Raw genomic sequence first — 18033 nt, 5'->3', positions numbered from 1 at the left:
TTACCGAAGGCTTGTCTCTTTTCTTTCTTGGCTTCCATGGCAATAACCTGGGCTTCGACAGGGATAATAAATGTTTTATAAGCGCCTGAATGCAAGCGTGGCAACTTAAAATTAATCGCAATTGTCAGATTAAATATTGACTAGCTCAATTAATAATGTTGAAGTGTTACATCTATCTTTACACAATGATTGTTTTTGGTTATACTCATTCAAATGTTCAGTAGCTCACTTAGTATACAGCTCTTACATTTTATTTTCCGTAGCCAAGGGCAATGTAATGGTAAATACTGATCCTTTTCCTTTTTCACTCTCAACCGATACAGAACCATGATGCCGTTCCATAATCTCTTTGGCGATAAATAAACCTATACCAAAACCAGGATAAGTGTATTCGCTTTCGCCTACCGCACGGTAAAAACGTTCAAATATTTTTTCCTGTTCCGCCTTACCGATCCCAATTCCGTAGTCCTTTATACTTACTGATATCTGGTCAGGCGGGGATTGGTGAATGTATACATCTACCGGATTCATGTCATCTGAATATTTAATAGCATTATTGATCAGATTGATCAGCACCTGTGCTATGCGGTCTTCATCTCCGTATACGTTTCCCATAAAATCTACTTGCAGGCGAATAACATACTTAGTATTAATGAACATGATGTCCTGAATTGTTTTGTTCACGAGTTGATCCAGGCTGAACAATTCTTTTCTTAATTCCAGTTTACCTGTTTCAAGCCTTGTAAGGTCCAGCATTTCTGTAATTAACCTGGTTAAACTTATTATCTGGCTGTCTATCCTGTTTAAAAAAGACTCAAGCGGTAAACCTCCTAACTGAGTGTCAGGTACATTTTCCAGCATACTCATCAACATTTGTACATACCCTTTTATGGAGGTAACCGGTGTTTTTAATTCATGGCTTACCATGCCTATAAAATCCCCTTTTCTTTGCTCTTCTTCTTTCAGTTTTTGTATATCCGTCATGCTGCCAATCCACTTAATAATATTACCGTGTTCATCTTTTACAGCACTGGCACGGCCAAGGTGCCATTGATAGGTGCCGGCACTATTGCGTATCCGCAATTCCATTTCAAAATCATCACCCGTTTCCACGGACTGCTGCCAGCGTTTTGCTAACCTATCAACTTCATCAGGATGGATCAGCATACTATAACCTTCACTATACAACCGTTCCCTCGAAATACCTGTATAATATTCCCAGTTCCTGCTGTAAAAAGTTACCATGCCCGAAGGATCGGCAGAAATTACTTTATCCGGCATCAATTCAGCCAGTTGCCTGAAGTGCGCTTCACTTTCCTTTAAAATAATTTCCGCTTTTTTTATTTCTGTTATATCCCTGAAGGTCCAGCTCCAGGCATAATAACTGCCATTTTTGGCTGTAACGGGGTAACCATGCCGCTCTACCATTTTACCATCCTTAAATTCAAGTATGTCCGTACTGGTTTCATCAGGGTGGTTATACAGCCATTTTACTTTTTCAATAAACTGCTGCGGTTTTACCAATTGTGTGATAGCAAAAGCAAGGGCAGCTTCATCATTTTTTTGTTCCACAATGTACTGGGGCATATCCCATATTTCAACAAAGCGGTGATTGTAAGAAATTATTTTTCCCTTTGCATCTACCAATAAAAGTCCATCAAAACTGGACTCATTGTGAGCTTCCAGCAATGCTTTGCGGTATTCAAGCATCAATTGTGCAGATTTCTGTTCGGTAATATCCCGGTAGGTAAGTGATACGCCGTAAAAACTTCCGTCTTCACCTATCACTGCATAGTTATGCTGTTCTACTATTTTGCCATCTTTAAACTTTAGTTGTATGCTGCCGGGTTCCAACGGATGCTGAAAAATGTATTTATTCAGTTCAATTAACGGACCCGGATCTTCCAGTTGCGATAAGGTATAATTTACAATGGCTTCATCATCTAAAGTATCGGCAATATGATGTGGCATGTTCCATATTTCAGTGTAACGCTTGTTGAAAGAAATAATTTTCCCTTTATCATTGGTGAGCAAAATACCATCGGCGCTCGATTCATTGTGTGCTTCTAAAAGGGCTTTGCGGTATTTTATTTCTTCTGCTGCCTTTTGCTGTTCATCAATATTGGTGTTGGTTCCAATCCATCGCATCACTCTCCCCTGCTCATCAGCAATGGGGTAGGCACGGGTGAGGAACCATCTGTATTCACCATCCTTTCCACGCAGGGGAAAAGTAAGTTCAAACGGTTCGTTTTTATGCCAGGCTTCTTTTACAAAATTCAGTATCCTGTCCACATGATCCGGATGATGCACTTTTTGCCATCCCCAGCCTTTAATGTCTTCCAGCGTGGTTCCGGTATAATCATACCAACGTTTATTGTACCAGTAAATGAAACCCTCACCATCAGCAAGCCAGGCAAGGTTTTCCATATTTTCAGCCAGCGTGCTGAACTGTTCTTCACTTGCCTCTATATTTTTTCTTGAAGTTACTTTTTCACTCACCTCGGTAACAGTAACTATAATACCCGAAATAGTTCCATCTTTTTCTTTCAGCGGATGATATAAAAAATCGAAATAAGATATTTCGTGCTTCCCGTACCGATTTACGGGAATAGGAACTTCATTACCATGGTAGGGCACCCCTGTATTCAGAACACTGTCCAGTAAAGGATGGACAACTTCTTTTACTTCAGGCAATGAATGAAATAAAGGATTGCCTACAAATTCCCTTTCATTTCTATCCAGCAATTGCAGGTATGCATCATTTGCCATTTCCACTGTAAATTCTCTACCCCTCAAAATAGTTATGCCGACAGGAGCTTGTTTAACTGTGTCCCTGAAACGTTGTTCACTTTCTGTTAAAGCTTCTTCTGCTTTTTTTTTGTTGGTGGTTTCAATAACGGTCACCAGCACCCCACCTACTTCTCCATTGTCTTTTCTGATGGGGCTGTATGAAAAATCGAAATAACATTCTTCTACAAAACCGTTCCTGTTTAACGGTAACATAAAATCCGGAAAGCCAACCGCTTTTCCTTTCATTACTCCGTCAAACATTGGCCCTATGATATACCATACTTCTTCAAACGTCTGGCGTGTGCCAATCCCCAAAGCGGCGGGATGTTTGGTAGCACCAAGAATGGGGCGGTATCCGTCGTTGTATAACTGGGTATATTCATCTCCCCATGCTATATACATGCCAAAAGGATTGTCAAGCATTACGGCAACCATTGTGCGAAGGCTTTGCGGCCAGGTTGCAGGGTCTCCCAAAGGTGTTTTGCTCCAATCCTTTGCCCTTATCAGTTGCCCCATTTCTCCTCCGCCCATAAGAAAATAATGTCCCGTAGTATTAATACTCATTCAAATAATATGTTTAAGCTTGGATTACATATTTGGCTTTATGCGCAGGCTGAAATTGAAACCGGTTTGCAAACGGAAACCTTCGTAAAAACTTCCAGGGCGGTTTTCCTACTCCCCCCTTTTAAATTTCTTTGTTCGTAATAAGATATTGTTCTTTATAACATTAAAGATATTAAATATTGTGCCGGAATTTTTCTAATAAAAAATACATTTTATTACCTGCCTCCTGCCCTGATAAATCATGACTTGTATCCTCTAAACAAAATCATACAGTAACACAAACCCGCTAAACAACTTTGAATAAATCAAATGCTTATTCAGAATCGCTCCGGTTAACAGCCAATTGTTGCTTAATTACTCTACCAACTTCTAAACGTGTTATATTGTTATCAGTACGAATACTTTGTAAATTGATTTGCTCACAAAGTATTTTACATAAAAAGGTATTGTGTATTATGCACTCCTTAACAATTTAAAGATTAAGGCAAACTGAACGCATAATAATAAAGTTTCAATAGTAACAAAAAATAGCTCGAAAGTTTCATCTAAACAGAATAAAGTGGAATTAGTTAATGAGCTTATTATAATTGATTTTTAAAGAAGAACGAGTATAAACTCACAAATGTTGCGAAAATTATTGCATTGTATGGTATTCAGCTAGCAAAAGTATTAGTGAGGTAAGAATGAAGTATTTATCCCAAGATTATAAAGCCCTGGACATTGCGACGAATTTTACTGTTGTGTTTTTATGTTTTGATGTTTTGATCGTTTTTTATAATTCACTTTTGAGCCAGTTATTATTTTGGTACATAAATCTAATGCTTTTGGGTTCAGGCTGCTTTCTTGATTTAAACGAGATTTGCCGTCAAATGAAAAAACTAAAATGATGAAGGCGGTTCAATGTTGCGGCTGCATTCTTTTTCCAGCTTTCGGCTGGTGCGGATTTTGTTGAGATATACAGACAAAATTTTAAAAGCACCCCGGGTGCTTACCATGGACGGCCTTCGCTTTTGTGAAGAATACCCGTAAAACCTCATTTTTGAAAATCAAGTTTCTCTATAAATGCGTCCATCAGCGTTATTGCAATTTAAGCACATACCCGGGCCATCCGGCGGAATTAAGCAAGTTCGATGCCGGTCGTTTCCTTATATAAACTGCATGCTGTTAAGCGTTAAAACCATACGCCATTTCAGCTATTTACATTTTATATTGGTTTTACTGCAAAGTTTTTTCACAACCTCCCGTTAGCTGCAAATAGTCACCCGGTAATTTAGTTTTTCATCTATTTTATTCTCATTGTGTAGATTACTATTCTCAGCAATTATTTTGAAATTACATTAAATGAAGCTTTGTGAATTGAATAAGGAGATATAAATAATTAAAGTTAAACAAAACAATTGGGTTAAACTTTGTAACTAATGTTGTCATTAGTAAGTTAAAAACTTTTATGACTTCATTCCCCGATAAAAAAAAAGAATCCTTCTTTGAAAACATCTATGATAATTATAGTGCGCCTTTATATGGGCTCATCTGGGGGATCTCACACAACACTGAACAAGCGGAAGAAATACTGATACAAACATTCCGATCATATTTTCAAATAAATGTAATGACAGAAAATAACCATACTGTTTTTATACAACTTCTAAGGATAACTATTTGTATTGCTTCAGAGAAAACAAATTTACCAAAACACAAATTAGTTAAATTAATTTTTACAGATTTACATCGCATAAAACAATGCAGCTAACAATCAAGACTTCGTACGAAACGGAGTGCCGGCGATGAAGTCCCATGTTGTACGTAACCGGTATGCCTTTATTCAGGCTATGTTTTTTGAGTAGAAAAGCGTTTGCTATTTTGGTGGCGTTGCTTTTAAGTAAGCCGGATTATAACAGCATGGTTTTGCGACGAACACTCTTTAGTAGTTGATTATTTAAATATCTGCTGACAACATCTTCAAAAGCTTACTTAATTTTTTATTACGCCATAGCTGCTGCAGTCTGCAGATAGCAGTTGCTTTTTTACGCCACGCATTCCAATATATTTTTTGCTGTTTCTTCCCATCCCTGTAGTGGCAAGGGATTATAGAGCTGCGGTTTCGGCTCTTGTATGGTTTTTATAGCAGGCAACTGTTCTGGCTACAAATATTTTTAATAGCGCCACACATTAATCTATAGCATGAATCATTACATTTATTTAGAGCGGGGTATTTTAGAAACTGTCTTTGTATGCCTTGGTTTGTAATTTATTTTATAGCAATTTTTACACGATTTATACGTTAGCTGTAATAAAAATTATGCAACTATATCCATTACCTAAAAATGAAAAACAACGGTTACAAGCCTTGTATGATTATGGTATTCTTGACACGCTTTCTGAAAAAGAATACGACTCTATTACGAAAATAGCCGCACAAATATGCAATGTACCTGCTTCGTTAATAACTTTTTTGGATAAAGACAGGCAGTGGTTTAAATCTCATTTAGGCATAAGTATAAAAGAAACCCCTCGTGAACTTTCATTTTGTAATTATACTATAATTGATCCTGATAAAGTACTTGTAGTTCCGGATTTAAGAGTAGATGAGAGATTTTACCAAAACCCATTGGTTACAGGCGAGCCCAATGCAGTTTTTTATGCTGGCGCCCCTCTTATTACTCCAGATGGTTTTGTTTTAGGGTCTATTTGCGTATTAGATGGAAAAATTAATAATCTTACTGATGAACAATTTGATGCTTTAAAAGGTTTAGCTCAACAAGTTGTTACCAGACTAGAATTGCAAAAAAAAATAAAGGAACTCAATCTCATACAAAAGAAATTAAAGGAAGCAAATAAGAATCTAAAAAGCTTTGCTCATATCGTTTCACATGACATGAAAACTCCCCTGGCAAATATTTTATTAGTTTCACGTTCTTTCAAAAAAAATTATGAACAGTATTTTGATGAAAATGCTGTTCCGTATTTTGACCTAATTGATAAAAGTGCAAAGGAACTTTTAGTATTTATTGATGAGATACTAATCCAATCTGAGAACATAAATAAAGATGCACGAAGGTCTGAAACGTTAATAGATTCTCACTCCGTCTTAATTAAAGTAATTGATTTAGTGGCTCCGCCAGCAGATATTGAAATAAATTTAAAAGGCGAATTTCCAAAAGTGCCAATGAATAAAATTTCATTGCAACAGGTATTTCAAAATCTAATCACTAATGCGATTAAATACAATGACAAAGAAAAGGGTGAAATTAATATTACTTGTATGAGTGATAATTCTTTCCATTATTTTCAAATTTCTGATAATGGTTCAGGAATGGAAAAGCAGGATTTAGCTAAAATCTTTAAAGAAAGACAAACACTTAATAAAATTGACAGGTTTGGTAATACTGGAACAGGTATTGGTCTTGCATCGGTAAAAAACATATTGGAAACATGCGGAGGTAAAATAATGGTTACTTCTGAAAAAAATACAGTTTCAACTTTTAAAATCTGTATTCCTTTTAATAAGAACTGAAACAATTTTAATCAAGAAAAACAATTTCAAGTCTAAAATAAACCCCAAGCCGTCATTGGTCGGCAAGGATTGTTCTATGAGAATTAATCTAAGGGTTTTAAAAAGCGAAGAAACCAGTTATCGACAAAAAATATACAGTATATAAAGGAAAGTTACCGAAAGCTTTAAAAGCAGCTGACCCCAACGGTTCGCATTGCGTTCACCTATAATAAAAATATTAAAAAACTCCCATTAATTTGGGAGTTTTTTGCTGTCAGCATCGAAATTACATTTTGTGCTTCATTCCCTTACCCATTTTCATGTGGCTCATCTTTCCGTCCATATCACAGGTTTCTCCTTCCTTCATCATCATGGTTGTTCCATCCTTCATTTTACAGGTGCCATCCATCATACAGACAGTACCATCATGCATGGTCATGTCTTTGTCCATGGCCATCATTTTCCCGTTTTTCATCATCATCATTTTTCCGTCCTTCATCATCACGCAGTCTTTTTTCAAACCCATTTTATGACTCATCTTATGATCCATCTTGTCCATTTTTTCCTGTGCGAAGGCAGTGCCTCCTAAAGTAAAAGCAATAGCAATAATTAGCAATTTTTTCATACATGCAAGTTTGTGGTGTTGTCAGCGAAGCTGGTATCACCGGTTAACAAAAATATATCTCAGTTAAATACGAAAGTCTAAATATCCGGGTTGCAATCATCAACTGCTGGTTATTTAAATTTGTGTTAAAGGTTTTAATCCATCGGGATCTGTAGCAACAACCTGTCTGACAACGACCTTTCAACATCCCTTCTGCACCGAATTCCGCTTGTAAAATTTATTTATAAAAAGCCTTTTTTAATTCGCCTGCGGCAAATTCCTGTGCATCTTTTGCCTCTGGCAAAACAGCCGCCATACCGAAAAACTCATGCGTTACACCTCTGTACATTTTATAGTTTGTGGTAACGCCGGCCTTCTTAAAATTGTCCCTCAGTAACTCACCCTCGCTTCTTAATGGATCATATTCTGCACCAATAATAGTAGTTGGTGGTAACCCGGTTACGTTGGCTGTTACCAGGGAGATCATTGGGTTTTTACCATCCGCCGGGGTATTGAGGTATTGTTGAAAAAACCATTTCATCAGTCCTGAACTCAACGGTTTTGTACTGTCGCTTTCTTTATAGGATGCTGTTGCAAAATCATATCCTGCAATCGGATATACCAATACTTCATGCACCGGCATCTGGAATTTTTTATCCCTCGCCATCATACTTACCGCCGCTGCAAGATTACCACCTGCACTTTCCCCCACTAAAGCAATTCGTTTTGAATCTCCTTTTATAGAGGCAGCGTTTTTTACAGTCCATTCATATGCGGCATAGCAGTCATTGTGTGCTGTTGGAAATTTATGCTCGGGTGCCTGCCTGTAAGCTACTGACACCACTACTGCATCTGCCTGCTCCGCCATACCCTGCGCTGATGCACCATAGGTATTTAAATCGGCAATAACCCAGCCACCGCCATGATAATATACAATCACAGGGTAGATGCTTTTGCCAGTTTTAGGGGTGTAAATTCTTGCATGTATGGTTCCTCCGGCTACAGCGATATCCTTACCTGTTGTATCTGTATTATCCGGAGGTACTAAAATGTTATGGTCCTTTATAACACCCATAGCTGCGTCAGCGGCCGAAGGCTGTTTGCGGGCTTCGGGAGCGGAAAGCGTTGTTAAAGGCGGCGCACCAAAGCTGCTTAATTTTTCAATTACCACAGTCATCGGATCGGTCATATCTTTTCCCCAGGCTGGTTTCGCTCCGGCTGGTGTAAGCTTTTCCGCTTTACTCATTTTATCCGGATTATTTTTTTCAGTTTGTAAAACAGTGCTGTCTGTTGCGGTACTTTTATCGGTAGTAGCATTATTTCCGCAGGAGGTAAGCAATACCAGCAAAGAAATGCCCGCTGCGATTGTTTTTTGAAGCATTGAGTAATGTACGCGCACTGTATTTTTTTTGGTTACCATGATATTCCCAATATACATGCCTGATATTCTAACATGCGCTGATCAACCAGGTTTGTAATTTTTATGTGCTGCATATTTTGTTATACCAACGCAGAGAGAAGAAGTGTTTTGATTTAAAAAACCAGGAACACCGTATCCGGAATTCCTGGTTTAAGCTTTTAATTTTATTTTTTAAATTTACTTACGCAAAAAAGGGTGTAACGATGGATACCACCTGCTCTTTGGTAAGCGGCTCATCAAACGCCTCACTGGCATCTTCTGCTGTAATGGCGAAACCATTAATGCCCACCACGTTTACACCAGCCTGGTTGGTTAGCTCTTCACCTGCATAACTTGCATCCACGGCAGGTGTGGCAATACCACTTTGGTTCAATGTTATCCACGGTTGCAACAATACGCCCGGTGGTACAAGAGCACCATAGCGCCTGCGCATTTCGCGTACATGAGCCGCATGCCTGGCTTCAACAGAATGTATTTGTAAAGCCGCCCTTAATATTTCGTTGCTGGATATCAGGTTGCCTGCCTGTCCTTTATAGGCCCTTACGCCAGTGTCTTCAAATGTTTGCGCTACTGCCAGTAGTACACCATAATCTGTAAATACGGTTGGAAACAACCCTTTAGCGGTATAATCAAAAGAGGCTGCTGTAAAATAAACAGGGGTAGCACCCAGTGAAGTGATGACGGAAGTCAACAGCGCCACGTGTTCCGCCTCATGATCCCGGATAGTGGTTAATGCGCCGATGGCTGCAGCGCTGGGTATAATGCCCGATGCAACGACCTGTTTGTAAAATTCCCATTCAATGTATTCCAGCGTAAGTGCAAAATTAAGTACGTCAGTAATGGTGCTGGTTGGGCTGCCCGCGTATGCCTTGTTAAACATACTGCCGATTGCAACAGGTAAAGCAGCGGCGGTAACCTTTCCTGAAAAGTTCAGAAAATTTTTCATTGCACTGCGTCGTCCGTTCAGTTTTTCGTACACTTCCGGATCAACTTTTTCTATTTCTTCTATTATATTTGAAAAATTCATGAGAATAAATTTTAAGAGGTTGGTAAATCTTTTGAAATAATTTTTGTAGATATGAAACCGCTGGCAATGGCCAGTACTTCAGCAGGCGTACGAACAAGGTCGAGGCCATTCATATCAACTGCTGTGTTGTCTGCAAAGCTTCCGTAGTTCAGCATGTCCCTTAAGGCTGCTGCATGGCGGGCTTCCACTGAAACGATTTTACCTGCAAACAACAGGTAAGTCGCACTCTGCAGCAGTTCGCCGGCACCATTGTAAGCGGATACTCCCACGTCTTCCAAAGCCTTTGCCGTACCCAATACACTTTCCCGGCTGTCAAAATTAATAGAACTAAAATTTACGATTACACCGCCAATACGGTTATCACCCAGTACATTTTTAAACCATTCCCGGTGTGCTATTTCATGATCTCTCACATCGCTTAAATATTCCATTTCCTTATCCGAAATGCCTGCATACGGCGTTTGCAGCGCACGGATATAAAAGGCCGCTTCCAGTTGTTCCAATGCATAGGCATAATTAAGAATGCCAATATCCCCCGAACCCAGACTTACCACGGCTTTCCCTCCATCCTTACCGCCGCCCAGCGAGCGGATGTCGGATGTAAGAGAGGGATCCTGGCTGGATTCTTTTTTACAGGAAGCTGCAAATAACATTGCACCTGCAGATAATCCTGCATAGGTTAAAAATTTTCGCCGGGGCATGGGTGCCTCGACTGGTGTTTGAATTAAAGCGGATGCTTTTGACTGATCATGTGGCATAACATTGTTTTTTAAATGATGGATAATATATGTTTACGAAATTTTAATTCAGAAAGATTTACTTTTTGACATTTTTTTTTAAATATTATTTAACAAATTGCAAACCATCTTTTTAATATTGGTATATTCAAAAATACCGTGGTGTCTTATTCCCCGTTTATTCTTTTAAATCCCGTTTTTTCCCAACAGTTTAAGCTAAGTCGGTAAAAGCCTCTAAAGATTAAACAGAACAATAAGAGGCGGGATTTAAGACGTAAACAGTACTCAATTGTCTAAGTAATCATTTATCCAAACCTGCCTGAGCAGGTTTTTTATAAGAGAAAGAAACGATGATATAGCAGAGGAAAGCAGGATAAAAAGGCTGTTTTATGTATACTATCATCACTAAAAGTGGAGCAACTAAGTTTTAAGAACTTCAAAATCAACAGGATTCGCCGGGCATTTTTTCTGCGATAAATCAACACCGGCTTTCATCCGTATCAACCCCTTTGATCAGCGGTTCTGTCTTCCTGCTTCCCACAGAGCACGGTTTGTTCACCAAACAAATTGGTTGCTACCGGTTAGTAAGCTATTTTTATACTTCAATGTTCTAAACCGATATGCCAGTTAAAAAAAATGGTTTGTATTTACTAGCTGCCTGCCTGTTGTTGTTATGCGCCTGCCAAAAAGAAGACCTCCGCGGCAATTACGAATACAGGACACTGGGTGTTTCGGCCCGGGACTTATTAACCGCGGCACCGTACACAACATTACAAATCCAAATAGATTACATGCCCGGCTTTGCGCCGGATAATGCTGTCATCGGCAATCTCACTACTTTTATAAATGCATACACCAATAAGCCCGGCGGTATCACGGTATTGCAACGACCAATTGCGGCAAGTGGCAAAGCGGCATTAAGCCTTACAGACATTGTAAAAATCGAACGGAACAACCGGATTTTTTTTACCGGGCTTAACACAATAACCTTAGACATTTTAATTACTGATGGATATTTCACTTCAACCAACACCTTTGCCACTTCTTACTGGAACACCTCTATCTGCATTTTTGGGCAGGCCATCAATGATAACTCGGGCAGCCAAGGGCTGGTACCAAGGTCAAAACTGCTCAGTACAGTGCTTCAGCACGAAATGGGGCATTTGCTGGGACTGGTAAACCAGGGATCACCCATGCAGTCGCCCCACAAGGATCCGGATAACGGCGCCCATTGCATCAACCCCGCCTGCCTGATGTTTTATGGCATTGAAACCAATGCTGGATCAATGAATAACCCCATACCATTGCTGGACGATCATTGTATGAACGATCTGAAAGCAAACGGTGGAAAATAAAAAACCTTCTTTCTGGCTGCATACATTCACAGCATTGTATTAATAGTCGAAAATGGATAGTCTCTTCGTCATCATTGATTATGAATCCAGTAACAACAAGTACCGGAAATACAAATCCTTCCGGATTATTTAATTTTAGCAAATGCCCGAAATGCAGGTGTATTACCAAAATGAGTAGCTTTACCCAGCAGTGGTTGCATACCGGGCCATTTTTAAATATCGTCAATCCGGTGGCCTTGGTTGGTAAATATTAAGAGGCGGTAATGCTTTGCCTCCTAAAACTAATTCTAAACACGTCTCATGTTTCAACAAATCTACCAACCGCATCCAGCCTTAAAAGGATTTGTAAACAATATTATGATACATCAAATAGAATTTGATTCAGGGAAACCTAAATTCAATTTCTCGGTCCCCCCGCTTCCCGAACAAAGCTTATTCTTTTATGTAAGAGATAGTATAGATGCACAAAATACGGCTACAAATCATAAGGAAACACATTCATCTTCAATCATCGTTGGTCCACACACGAACAGGCATATCATGACACCCGGGTTCAATCATTTAATGATTAAAGTTGGCTTCCAGCCAGGTGGGCTGTATCGACTTTTAGGAATACCTATGAACGAACTTTTATGTAAAAATTCGTTTGACTGTACAGAGCTCCTAGGACAGGAGGTAAAGGAAGTAAATGATAAATTAAAAGACGCCGTTTCTTTTATGGAAATGAAAACAATTATTGAAGATTTTTTGATTAAACGTTCAGGCAAATTAAAAGAGGCTTTACCCATTGACCAGGTGTTTCTCTTGCTTATAAAGGAACGTGGATTGATAAAAATAGACCAACTGGCATCTCATGCCTGCCTTAGTGCAAGACAATTTGAACGGGTATTCCAGCAACGTATAGGATTACCGCCAAAACTGTTCTCACGTTTAGTAAGATTTGCACAGGCCTGGATAATTAAAGAACAACAGCCGGGCATCAGTTGGATAAAAATTGCTCATGACTGCGGGTATTTCGACCAGATGCATCTCATACGCGATTTCCAGGAATTTGCTGGTGTTAATCCTTCGCATATTGAATCAGATATTGAATCAGCACAGATGTTATTGTATAACAGGTGATAACCCATTAGATCTACCCTGTACGTTAAATGGGGGATCGGGGTATCGAAGGGAATTTAATGGCCCAAAATGTCGGTTTTGTACTATGTTTTGGCCTTCTCTTCAAGATATCTTTACCTGAGTAATCATTTACATAAAACCTGACCAGGGAATGTGCCTTCGGTTTCGGCTAGCAGTGTATCGCTATTTTCTAATCATTAAATAAAAAAAATGAGACTTAAAAATATCTGCCGCCGCGTTTTCTTGCTGGCTTTCGTAACATGTATTGGGTTATATGGATTTGCTCAATCAGCCGATATCATTTTAACCAACGGAAAAATATTTACCGCTAATCAACAGCAACTTTACGTGCAGGCGTTAGCCATCAGGGACAATAAAATTTTGGCAACCGGAACCACTGCGGCAATCGAAAAACTTGCTGCTGGCAATACAAAAAAAATTGACCTGGAAGGAAAGACTGTGGTACCCGGTTTCAATGATCAGCATGACCATTTCGCTTTCGCTTTTAGTGCCGCACCGCTCACTTTTGACCATGTTGAATTCAGCGTACCGGGACTCGGTAAAGCTGCCGTACTTGATTCTGTTGCAAGATTATTGGTCAATGCAAAGCCCGGTGAGTGGATTGAAGGTAAAATAGGAACAACTGTCTTTTTTGATACCAGTATGCGCAGATCGCTTGACAGCATAGCTCCTGACAATCCTGTGTTACTCCAGGTGCAGTGGGGACACGGGGTTGTTACTAACAAGAATGCATTATACGCAGCAGGGTTAAGTGACGCCGCAAAAGATCCGGTTGGCGGCTGGTACGATAGAAACAGCGATGGGAACATTTCTAGTGTTCAGCAAAATGCAGAAGAGCCTTTTAGAATAGCCATCAATTTGGCTTATCCTGAAGCAATCATTCCTCTAATTGAGAGTTTTGCCCGGGAGCAATTAAGAGGAGGCATTACTTCAACCCTTTTTATGGGTACCGGATTTACGCATTCATTGGCTACAACAACGCTGCAGCACGCAAACATTCCACAACGTTTACGCATTGTTGCCTGGCCAAGGTCGACACCTGAGGGCAGGCAGATCTCTGAATGGCCAGTTGCCCAAACACATCCAACTCCAACAAGTACCATTTCGGGAATTAAATATTGTATTGATGGCACGCCTTTAGAGGGAAACGCCTTGAGCAGCAAGCCATATCACAGCAGGGGGAATGGAAATGGGCGTTTGAACTATCCGGCTCATACCATACGTCAAATGCTGAAGGAAGCCTTAACAAGCAAACGCCAGTTGTTGATGCACATTACTGCCGACAGTAGTTTTGGAATTGTTCTCCATCTGATTAAAGAATCCGGAACACCAGAGCAATGGCGGCCATTGAGAGTTAGGGTAGAACACAATACCGCTGGCAATCCCACAAAAGAGCAGCGAAAGATTATAAAAGACTATGGTATTCTGATTATGCATACACCTAAGTTTGCCTTCAACAGCCCGATACGTTCTTTGCTTGACGAAGGAATATTAGTCGGCATATCACCCGACGGCACCACAAATCCTTTTTGGGATATTACGGTAATTACCAGCCAACAGGCAAACCCAGATGAAAATCTCAGTATGGAGCAAGCTGTTATTGCCTATACAAAGACCAATGCATTTGCCGAGTTTAAAGAAAAAGAAAAAGGTATGCTGGTAAAGGGAATGTTGGCAGACTTAACTGTTTTATCGCAGGACATATTCACGGTACCAATTCAACAACTCCCTGCAACTACAAGTGTGCTGACTATGATTGATGGTAAAATTGTATATCAATAGGCAGCCGGATCTTTCGGCAAATATTCGTGGCAATGTTCTGTTTCAGGACGACTAGAAATCCCTATGCCACCAGTCGCTTCCTGGTATTGACGTTCATCCCCCGACAAATGGAAGGCCTTTTATAGTGGATCTTTGATACCATGCAATTGCCAGCTAAAGGGGATGAGAAAACACGGCCCGTTACCAGGGTATTGAAACTTATATATATCAAGCCCAAAAAGACCATGGCAAAGCCGAAATCTACTGGTTAGTTTTTACCTACATTCAGGTCCACTTAGACAATTTATTCATCGTATCTGTTATAACAAAGGGTTTTTCAATGTAATCATCTGCAACCGCATTCACAGGACAGTTGTTTTATTTGTATGAATTTTACTTTCCGCTGCTACAGCAAGCGTTAATTTTTTTAATGCCTGCACATCGCTTTCACAACCAAACTCAACAGGAATGCCACAACCATTGACAAGCACCTTTACTTTGACGCCATAAAATTACCGCCGCATACTACATTGTTTACCCTCCACTGCTTTTTTTTAATATTTTACAGCGGCTGATCCGGATGTTATCACAAACATCGACCGGCAAACAATCGATCACCTATCGTGACGCCCTGGCCATGCTTTTAAGATAATGACCAATTTGATAGAACATAGAAAAAAGCAGGTCGCTTAACTGACGGAGCCGCCGGTTAAAGCGACTTTTATCCAACATCGCAGGAACAAATTTGTCATTTTCATAAACCTCGGCCATTATCTAAATGGCCGCAGAAATAAGCAGCAGATGCCAATTCATTTGTGATTATCTCACTGTCACATACTTTGCGTCTGCTGTCGTCAGTAGGACCTATTGATTTTAAAATATCATTTACTATACAGTAAATTCTTATAACTTTAGCTTCAGTGCGCATAGCGGTTATATTTTAAGTGTGGCAACTCAAAAATACTTCTTATCTATGTTCACTTCCTTTTTTTACATACCTATCAACTTGGGTTAATTAAAAATTCAGGCTAAAAATAAACCACATAGGCCTAAACGTTTGATCTGCTGCTGAATCGTAACTCACAACTGTAATTCTTTTGCTTATTCTTCTGATTGCCCTTGGCGTGCCTTTGGGACGACGTAAATGTGATATGGATTGAAAAAGGGGAAAGAATGAAAAGGGATCAAGGTATCAAGTACCAATTTAGTTGATTTATTATTCGTTTGGTATGAGGCTGCATCCCCAACATTGATAGTTGCTTCATCCCTTGCTTAATAAACTATTCGTTTTATTAACTTCTACAGATGCATATTGTCCAACAACCTATTCTATTTTTAAATAGACCTTAAATTCCGACCCCTTGCCCAACTGGCTTTCTAATACTACCTTTCCGCCGGCATTGTTAACAATTTCTTTTACCAGGTATAACCCTATGCCCGAACCCTCAATGGCATTTTCTACCCTGTAATATTTTGAAAATATTGCTTCAAATTTTCTTTCGTCAACACCAATACCATTATCTTTTACCGATATGATTATATAATCATCCTCCCTGTTAGTAGTAATAACAATTTCAGGTTGTCTTTCCGGAGATTTAAATTTTACGGCGTTGTTTACCAGGTTATAAATGATGGTTCTTAGTTTCCTCCTAGAAAAAGCAATTTCAGACACATTAATTTCACTGGTAAGGATGGCGTTTGCGGCAATTATGTTATTGTACAGCGTAAGGCGAACATCTTCTAATATGTGCTCAAAATTGAGCAATTCCTCCTGGGTTTGGTATTTATGGGTCTCTTTTCTTATTTCTGTTAATTCCCCAATAAGTTTGTGCATTGTTGTTACCGCACTGTCAACCACTTTTAAAAGGGATTGAAATTGCTTTTCCTCATTCGGGGATACTTCTTTAAATAATTCTATAGCCATTACTAAACTAGTAAGTGGACTTCTTATGTCATGAGAAATTGTGTCTAATAAAATTTCATGGTCAGCTATCAGTTTTTCCTGTTCCTGTAAATCTTTTATCCGCCTGGTAATTTCAACAAAAGTTATAATAACCCCATCCGTTGTCTTATCTCTTCTTTTTACATAAGGGATAATATTCATCTGGTACCAGCGCAGGTCGGTAGTTTGAATTTCTTTTTCAAGAATTTCATTGCTTTCAATAACCTGCTCAATATTGTCTAAAATGGATGGGAACCGCAAATTATCCTTAACATCCGCTATGGGTTTGCCAATATCGCTGGCGGTGAGGCTGAATTGCTTCATTGCAGGGGGTGTAAACTTTTGCAGTTTCAATTCGCCATCTATATACAATTGTGGAATGATGGTATTTCTAAAATAATTTTCCAGTTCATCATTGTGTTCTATCAGCTCTTTTATCAGTTGGTTTTTGTCGGACATTTTAAGATATTTAAAGTGGAATTTAAAAAGTGTTCAGGTGCTAAACGGGTCTGCAGGACATACAAAATTATGTGATATTAGCAAATACGGAATGAAATTGTTGGTGGTGCCCGGTTTGAAATTATATTATTTAATCTTTGTGCGAATAAGCATCTTGTTTCCGCTTTGCTATGGTTTTAAATACCGCCAGGCAATATCAGAAAGGGTTAATATTTTCATCTACTATAAACAGCCTTTTCCAAAAGCTCACCTGCAATAATAGGACAGATGACTTTTGTTGTACGCAGCAAAGTTTCCTGGCTATTAGCCTTTCCTACCCAACACCCTTACACCAACAAAGATTTCACTTCATTAGAACCTTGTTATTGTGCAAAGGTTTGCCATTGAATGAACCGGTGCTTTTGGCTTGCTGGTACTTAATTTTTCCGTCAATAATAGTCATTAAACTATAAGTAGCTGCCAACTGCTGAGCAGGTACAGTGAATATATCCTGTGATAAAACAGCCAGGTCTGCCAACATTCCTTTAGTAAGCCTTCCTTTATCGTTTTCAGCAAATTCAGCATAAGCAGACCCTTTTGTATACGCAATAACTGCTTGTTCTCTTGTCAGGTTTTCCTTTGGATTTGCCTGCTGTGCAGTCATAAACATAATGCCAAGAAAAGGATTAATCACTGCATCAGGACCTACGGCTATAGGTATGCCCATCAACCGCCAATCATGTAATGGACTTGTCATCC

At 39.3% G+C, this 18033-nt stretch carries 11 protein-coding genes; 4 read left to right on the top strand and 7 right to left on the bottom strand.

The genetic code is table 11. The annotated features are described in order from the left end of the window. Positions 1-243 precede the first annotated feature (243 nt). The gene (locus JWR61_RS26915; protein WP_301930739.1) at positions 244-3354 is read right to left on the bottom strand and encodes a PAS domain S-box protein; all 3111 of its coding nucleotides are present in this window, start codon (positions 3352-3354) and stop codon (positions 244-246) included. Positions 3355-5653: 2299 nt separating this feature from the next. Here JWR61_RS26915 and JWR61_RS26910 point away from each other — a divergent pair. Beyond that, positions 5654-6868, top strand: a complete 1215-nt coding sequence (locus tag JWR61_RS26910) for a GAF domain-containing sensor histidine kinase (protein ID WP_301930738.1) — start codon at positions 5654-5656, stop codon at positions 6866-6868. Between the two features lie 265 nt (positions 6869-7133). Here the strand turns inward: JWR61_RS26910 and JWR61_RS26905 are convergent, their stop codons facing one another. The 4 genes from JWR61_RS26905 to JWR61_RS26890 form a co-directional block, all read right to left on the bottom strand. Beyond that, positions 7134-7472 carry a DUF6799 domain-containing protein gene (locus tag JWR61_RS26905; RefSeq protein ID WP_301930737.1) on the bottom strand — a complete coding sequence of 113 codons (339 nt, stop codon included), beginning with the start codon at positions 7470-7472 and terminating at the stop codon, positions 7134-7136. A gap of 217 nt (positions 7473-7689) precedes the next feature. Further along, positions 7690-8832 carry an alpha/beta hydrolase gene (locus tag JWR61_RS26900; protein WP_301930736.1) on the bottom strand — a complete coding sequence of 381 codons (1143 nt, stop codon included), beginning with the start codon at positions 8830-8832 and terminating at the stop codon, positions 7690-7692. Positions 8833-9052: 220 nt separating this feature from the next. Then, positions 9053-9898 (bottom strand): ferritin-like domain-containing protein, encoded by an 846-nt coding sequence (locus JWR61_RS26895; RefSeq protein ID WP_301930735.1) that lies wholly within the window; start codon positions 9896-9898, stop codon positions 9053-9055. Between the two features lie 11 nt (positions 9899-9909). Then, positions 9910-10656 carry a ferritin-like domain-containing protein gene (locus tag JWR61_RS26890; protein WP_301930734.1) on the bottom strand — a complete coding sequence of 249 codons (747 nt, stop codon included), beginning with the start codon at positions 10654-10656 and terminating at the stop codon, positions 9910-9912. 599 nt (positions 10657-11255) lie between these two features. On the opposite strand from JWR61_RS26890, the gene JWR61_RS26885 reads away from it, so the two are divergent. The 3 genes from JWR61_RS26885 (at position 11256) to JWR61_RS26875 (ending at position 14915) form a co-directional block, all read left to right on the top strand. Further along, a complete protein-coding gene (locus tag JWR61_RS26885; protein ID WP_301930733.1) occupies positions 11256-11990 on the top strand; it encodes a hypothetical protein in 735 nt (244 codons plus the stop codon). 300 nt (positions 11991-12290) lie between these two features. Continuing rightward, complete coding sequence (locus JWR61_RS26880) at positions 12291-13112, top strand: helix-turn-helix domain-containing protein (RefSeq protein ID WP_301930732.1); 822 nt, start codon at positions 12291-12293, stop codon at positions 13110-13112. 210 nt (positions 13113-13322) lie between these two features. After that, a complete protein-coding gene (locus tag JWR61_RS26875) occupies positions 13323-14915 on the top strand; it encodes an amidohydrolase (RefSeq protein ID WP_301930731.1) in 1593 nt (530 codons plus the stop codon). 1303 nt (positions 14916-16218) lie between these two features. On the opposite strand, the gene JWR61_RS26870 is transcribed toward JWR61_RS26875, so the two are convergent. Together JWR61_RS26870 and JWR61_RS26865 are read right to left on the bottom strand one after the other, a co-directional pair. Beyond that, entirely contained in the window at positions 16219-17295 is a 1077-nt protein-coding gene (locus tag JWR61_RS26870; RefSeq protein ID WP_301930730.1) for an ATP-binding protein, read from the bottom strand. Positions 17296-17638: 343 nt separating this feature from the next. Next, the coding region (locus tag JWR61_RS26865; RefSeq protein ID WP_301930729.1) for an amidohydrolase family protein at positions 17639-18033 on the bottom strand (395 nt) is incomplete at its 5' end.

This window comes from Ferruginibacter sp. (assembly GCF_028288465.1).
GTDB lineage: Bacteria > Bacteroidota > Bacteroidia > Chitinophagales > Chitinophagaceae > Ferruginibacter.
Note: the sequence above shows the minus strand (reverse complement) of the source record. Positions and strands in the feature narration are given on the sequence as shown.

Excerpts from the sequence above, each read along its gene's own strand:
- JWR61_RS26900 (WP_301930736.1), bottom strand. The coding sequence starts at position 8,832 with ATGCTTCAAAAAACAATCGCAGCGGGCATTTCTTTGCTGGTATTGCTT.
- JWR61_RS26870 (WP_301930730.1), bottom strand. The coding sequence starts at position 17,295 with ATGTCCGACAAAAACCAACTGATAAAAGAGCTGATAGAACACAATGAT.
- JWR61_RS26885 (WP_301930733.1), top strand. The coding sequence starts at position 11,256 with ATGCCAGTTAAAAAAAATGGTTTGTATTTACTAGCTGCCTGCCTGTTG.
- JWR61_RS26915 (WP_301930739.1), bottom strand. The coding sequence starts at position 3,354 with ATGAGTATTAATACTACGGGACATTATTTTCTTATGGGCGGAGGAGAA.
- JWR61_RS26895 (WP_301930735.1), bottom strand. The coding sequence starts at position 9,898 with ATGAATTTTTCAAATATAATAGAAGAAATAGAAAAAGTTGATCCGGAA.
- JWR61_RS26905 (WP_301930737.1), bottom strand. The coding sequence starts at position 7,472 with ATGAAAAAATTGCTAATTATTGCTATTGCTTTTACTTTAGGAGGCACT.
- JWR61_RS26880 (WP_301930732.1), top strand. The coding sequence starts at position 12,291 with ATGTTTCAACAAATCTACCAACCGCATCCAGCCTTAAAAGGATTTGTA.
- JWR61_RS26875 (WP_301930731.1), top strand. The coding sequence starts at position 13,323 with ATGAGACTTAAAAATATCTGCCGCCGCGTTTTCTTGCTGGCTTTCGTA.
- JWR61_RS26890 (WP_301930734.1), bottom strand. The coding sequence starts at position 10,656 with ATGCCACATGATCAGTCAAAAGCATCCGCTTTAATTCAAACACCAGTC.
- JWR61_RS26910 (WP_301930738.1), top strand. The coding sequence starts at position 5,654 with ATGCAACTATATCCATTACCTAAAAATGAAAAACAACGGTTACAAGCC.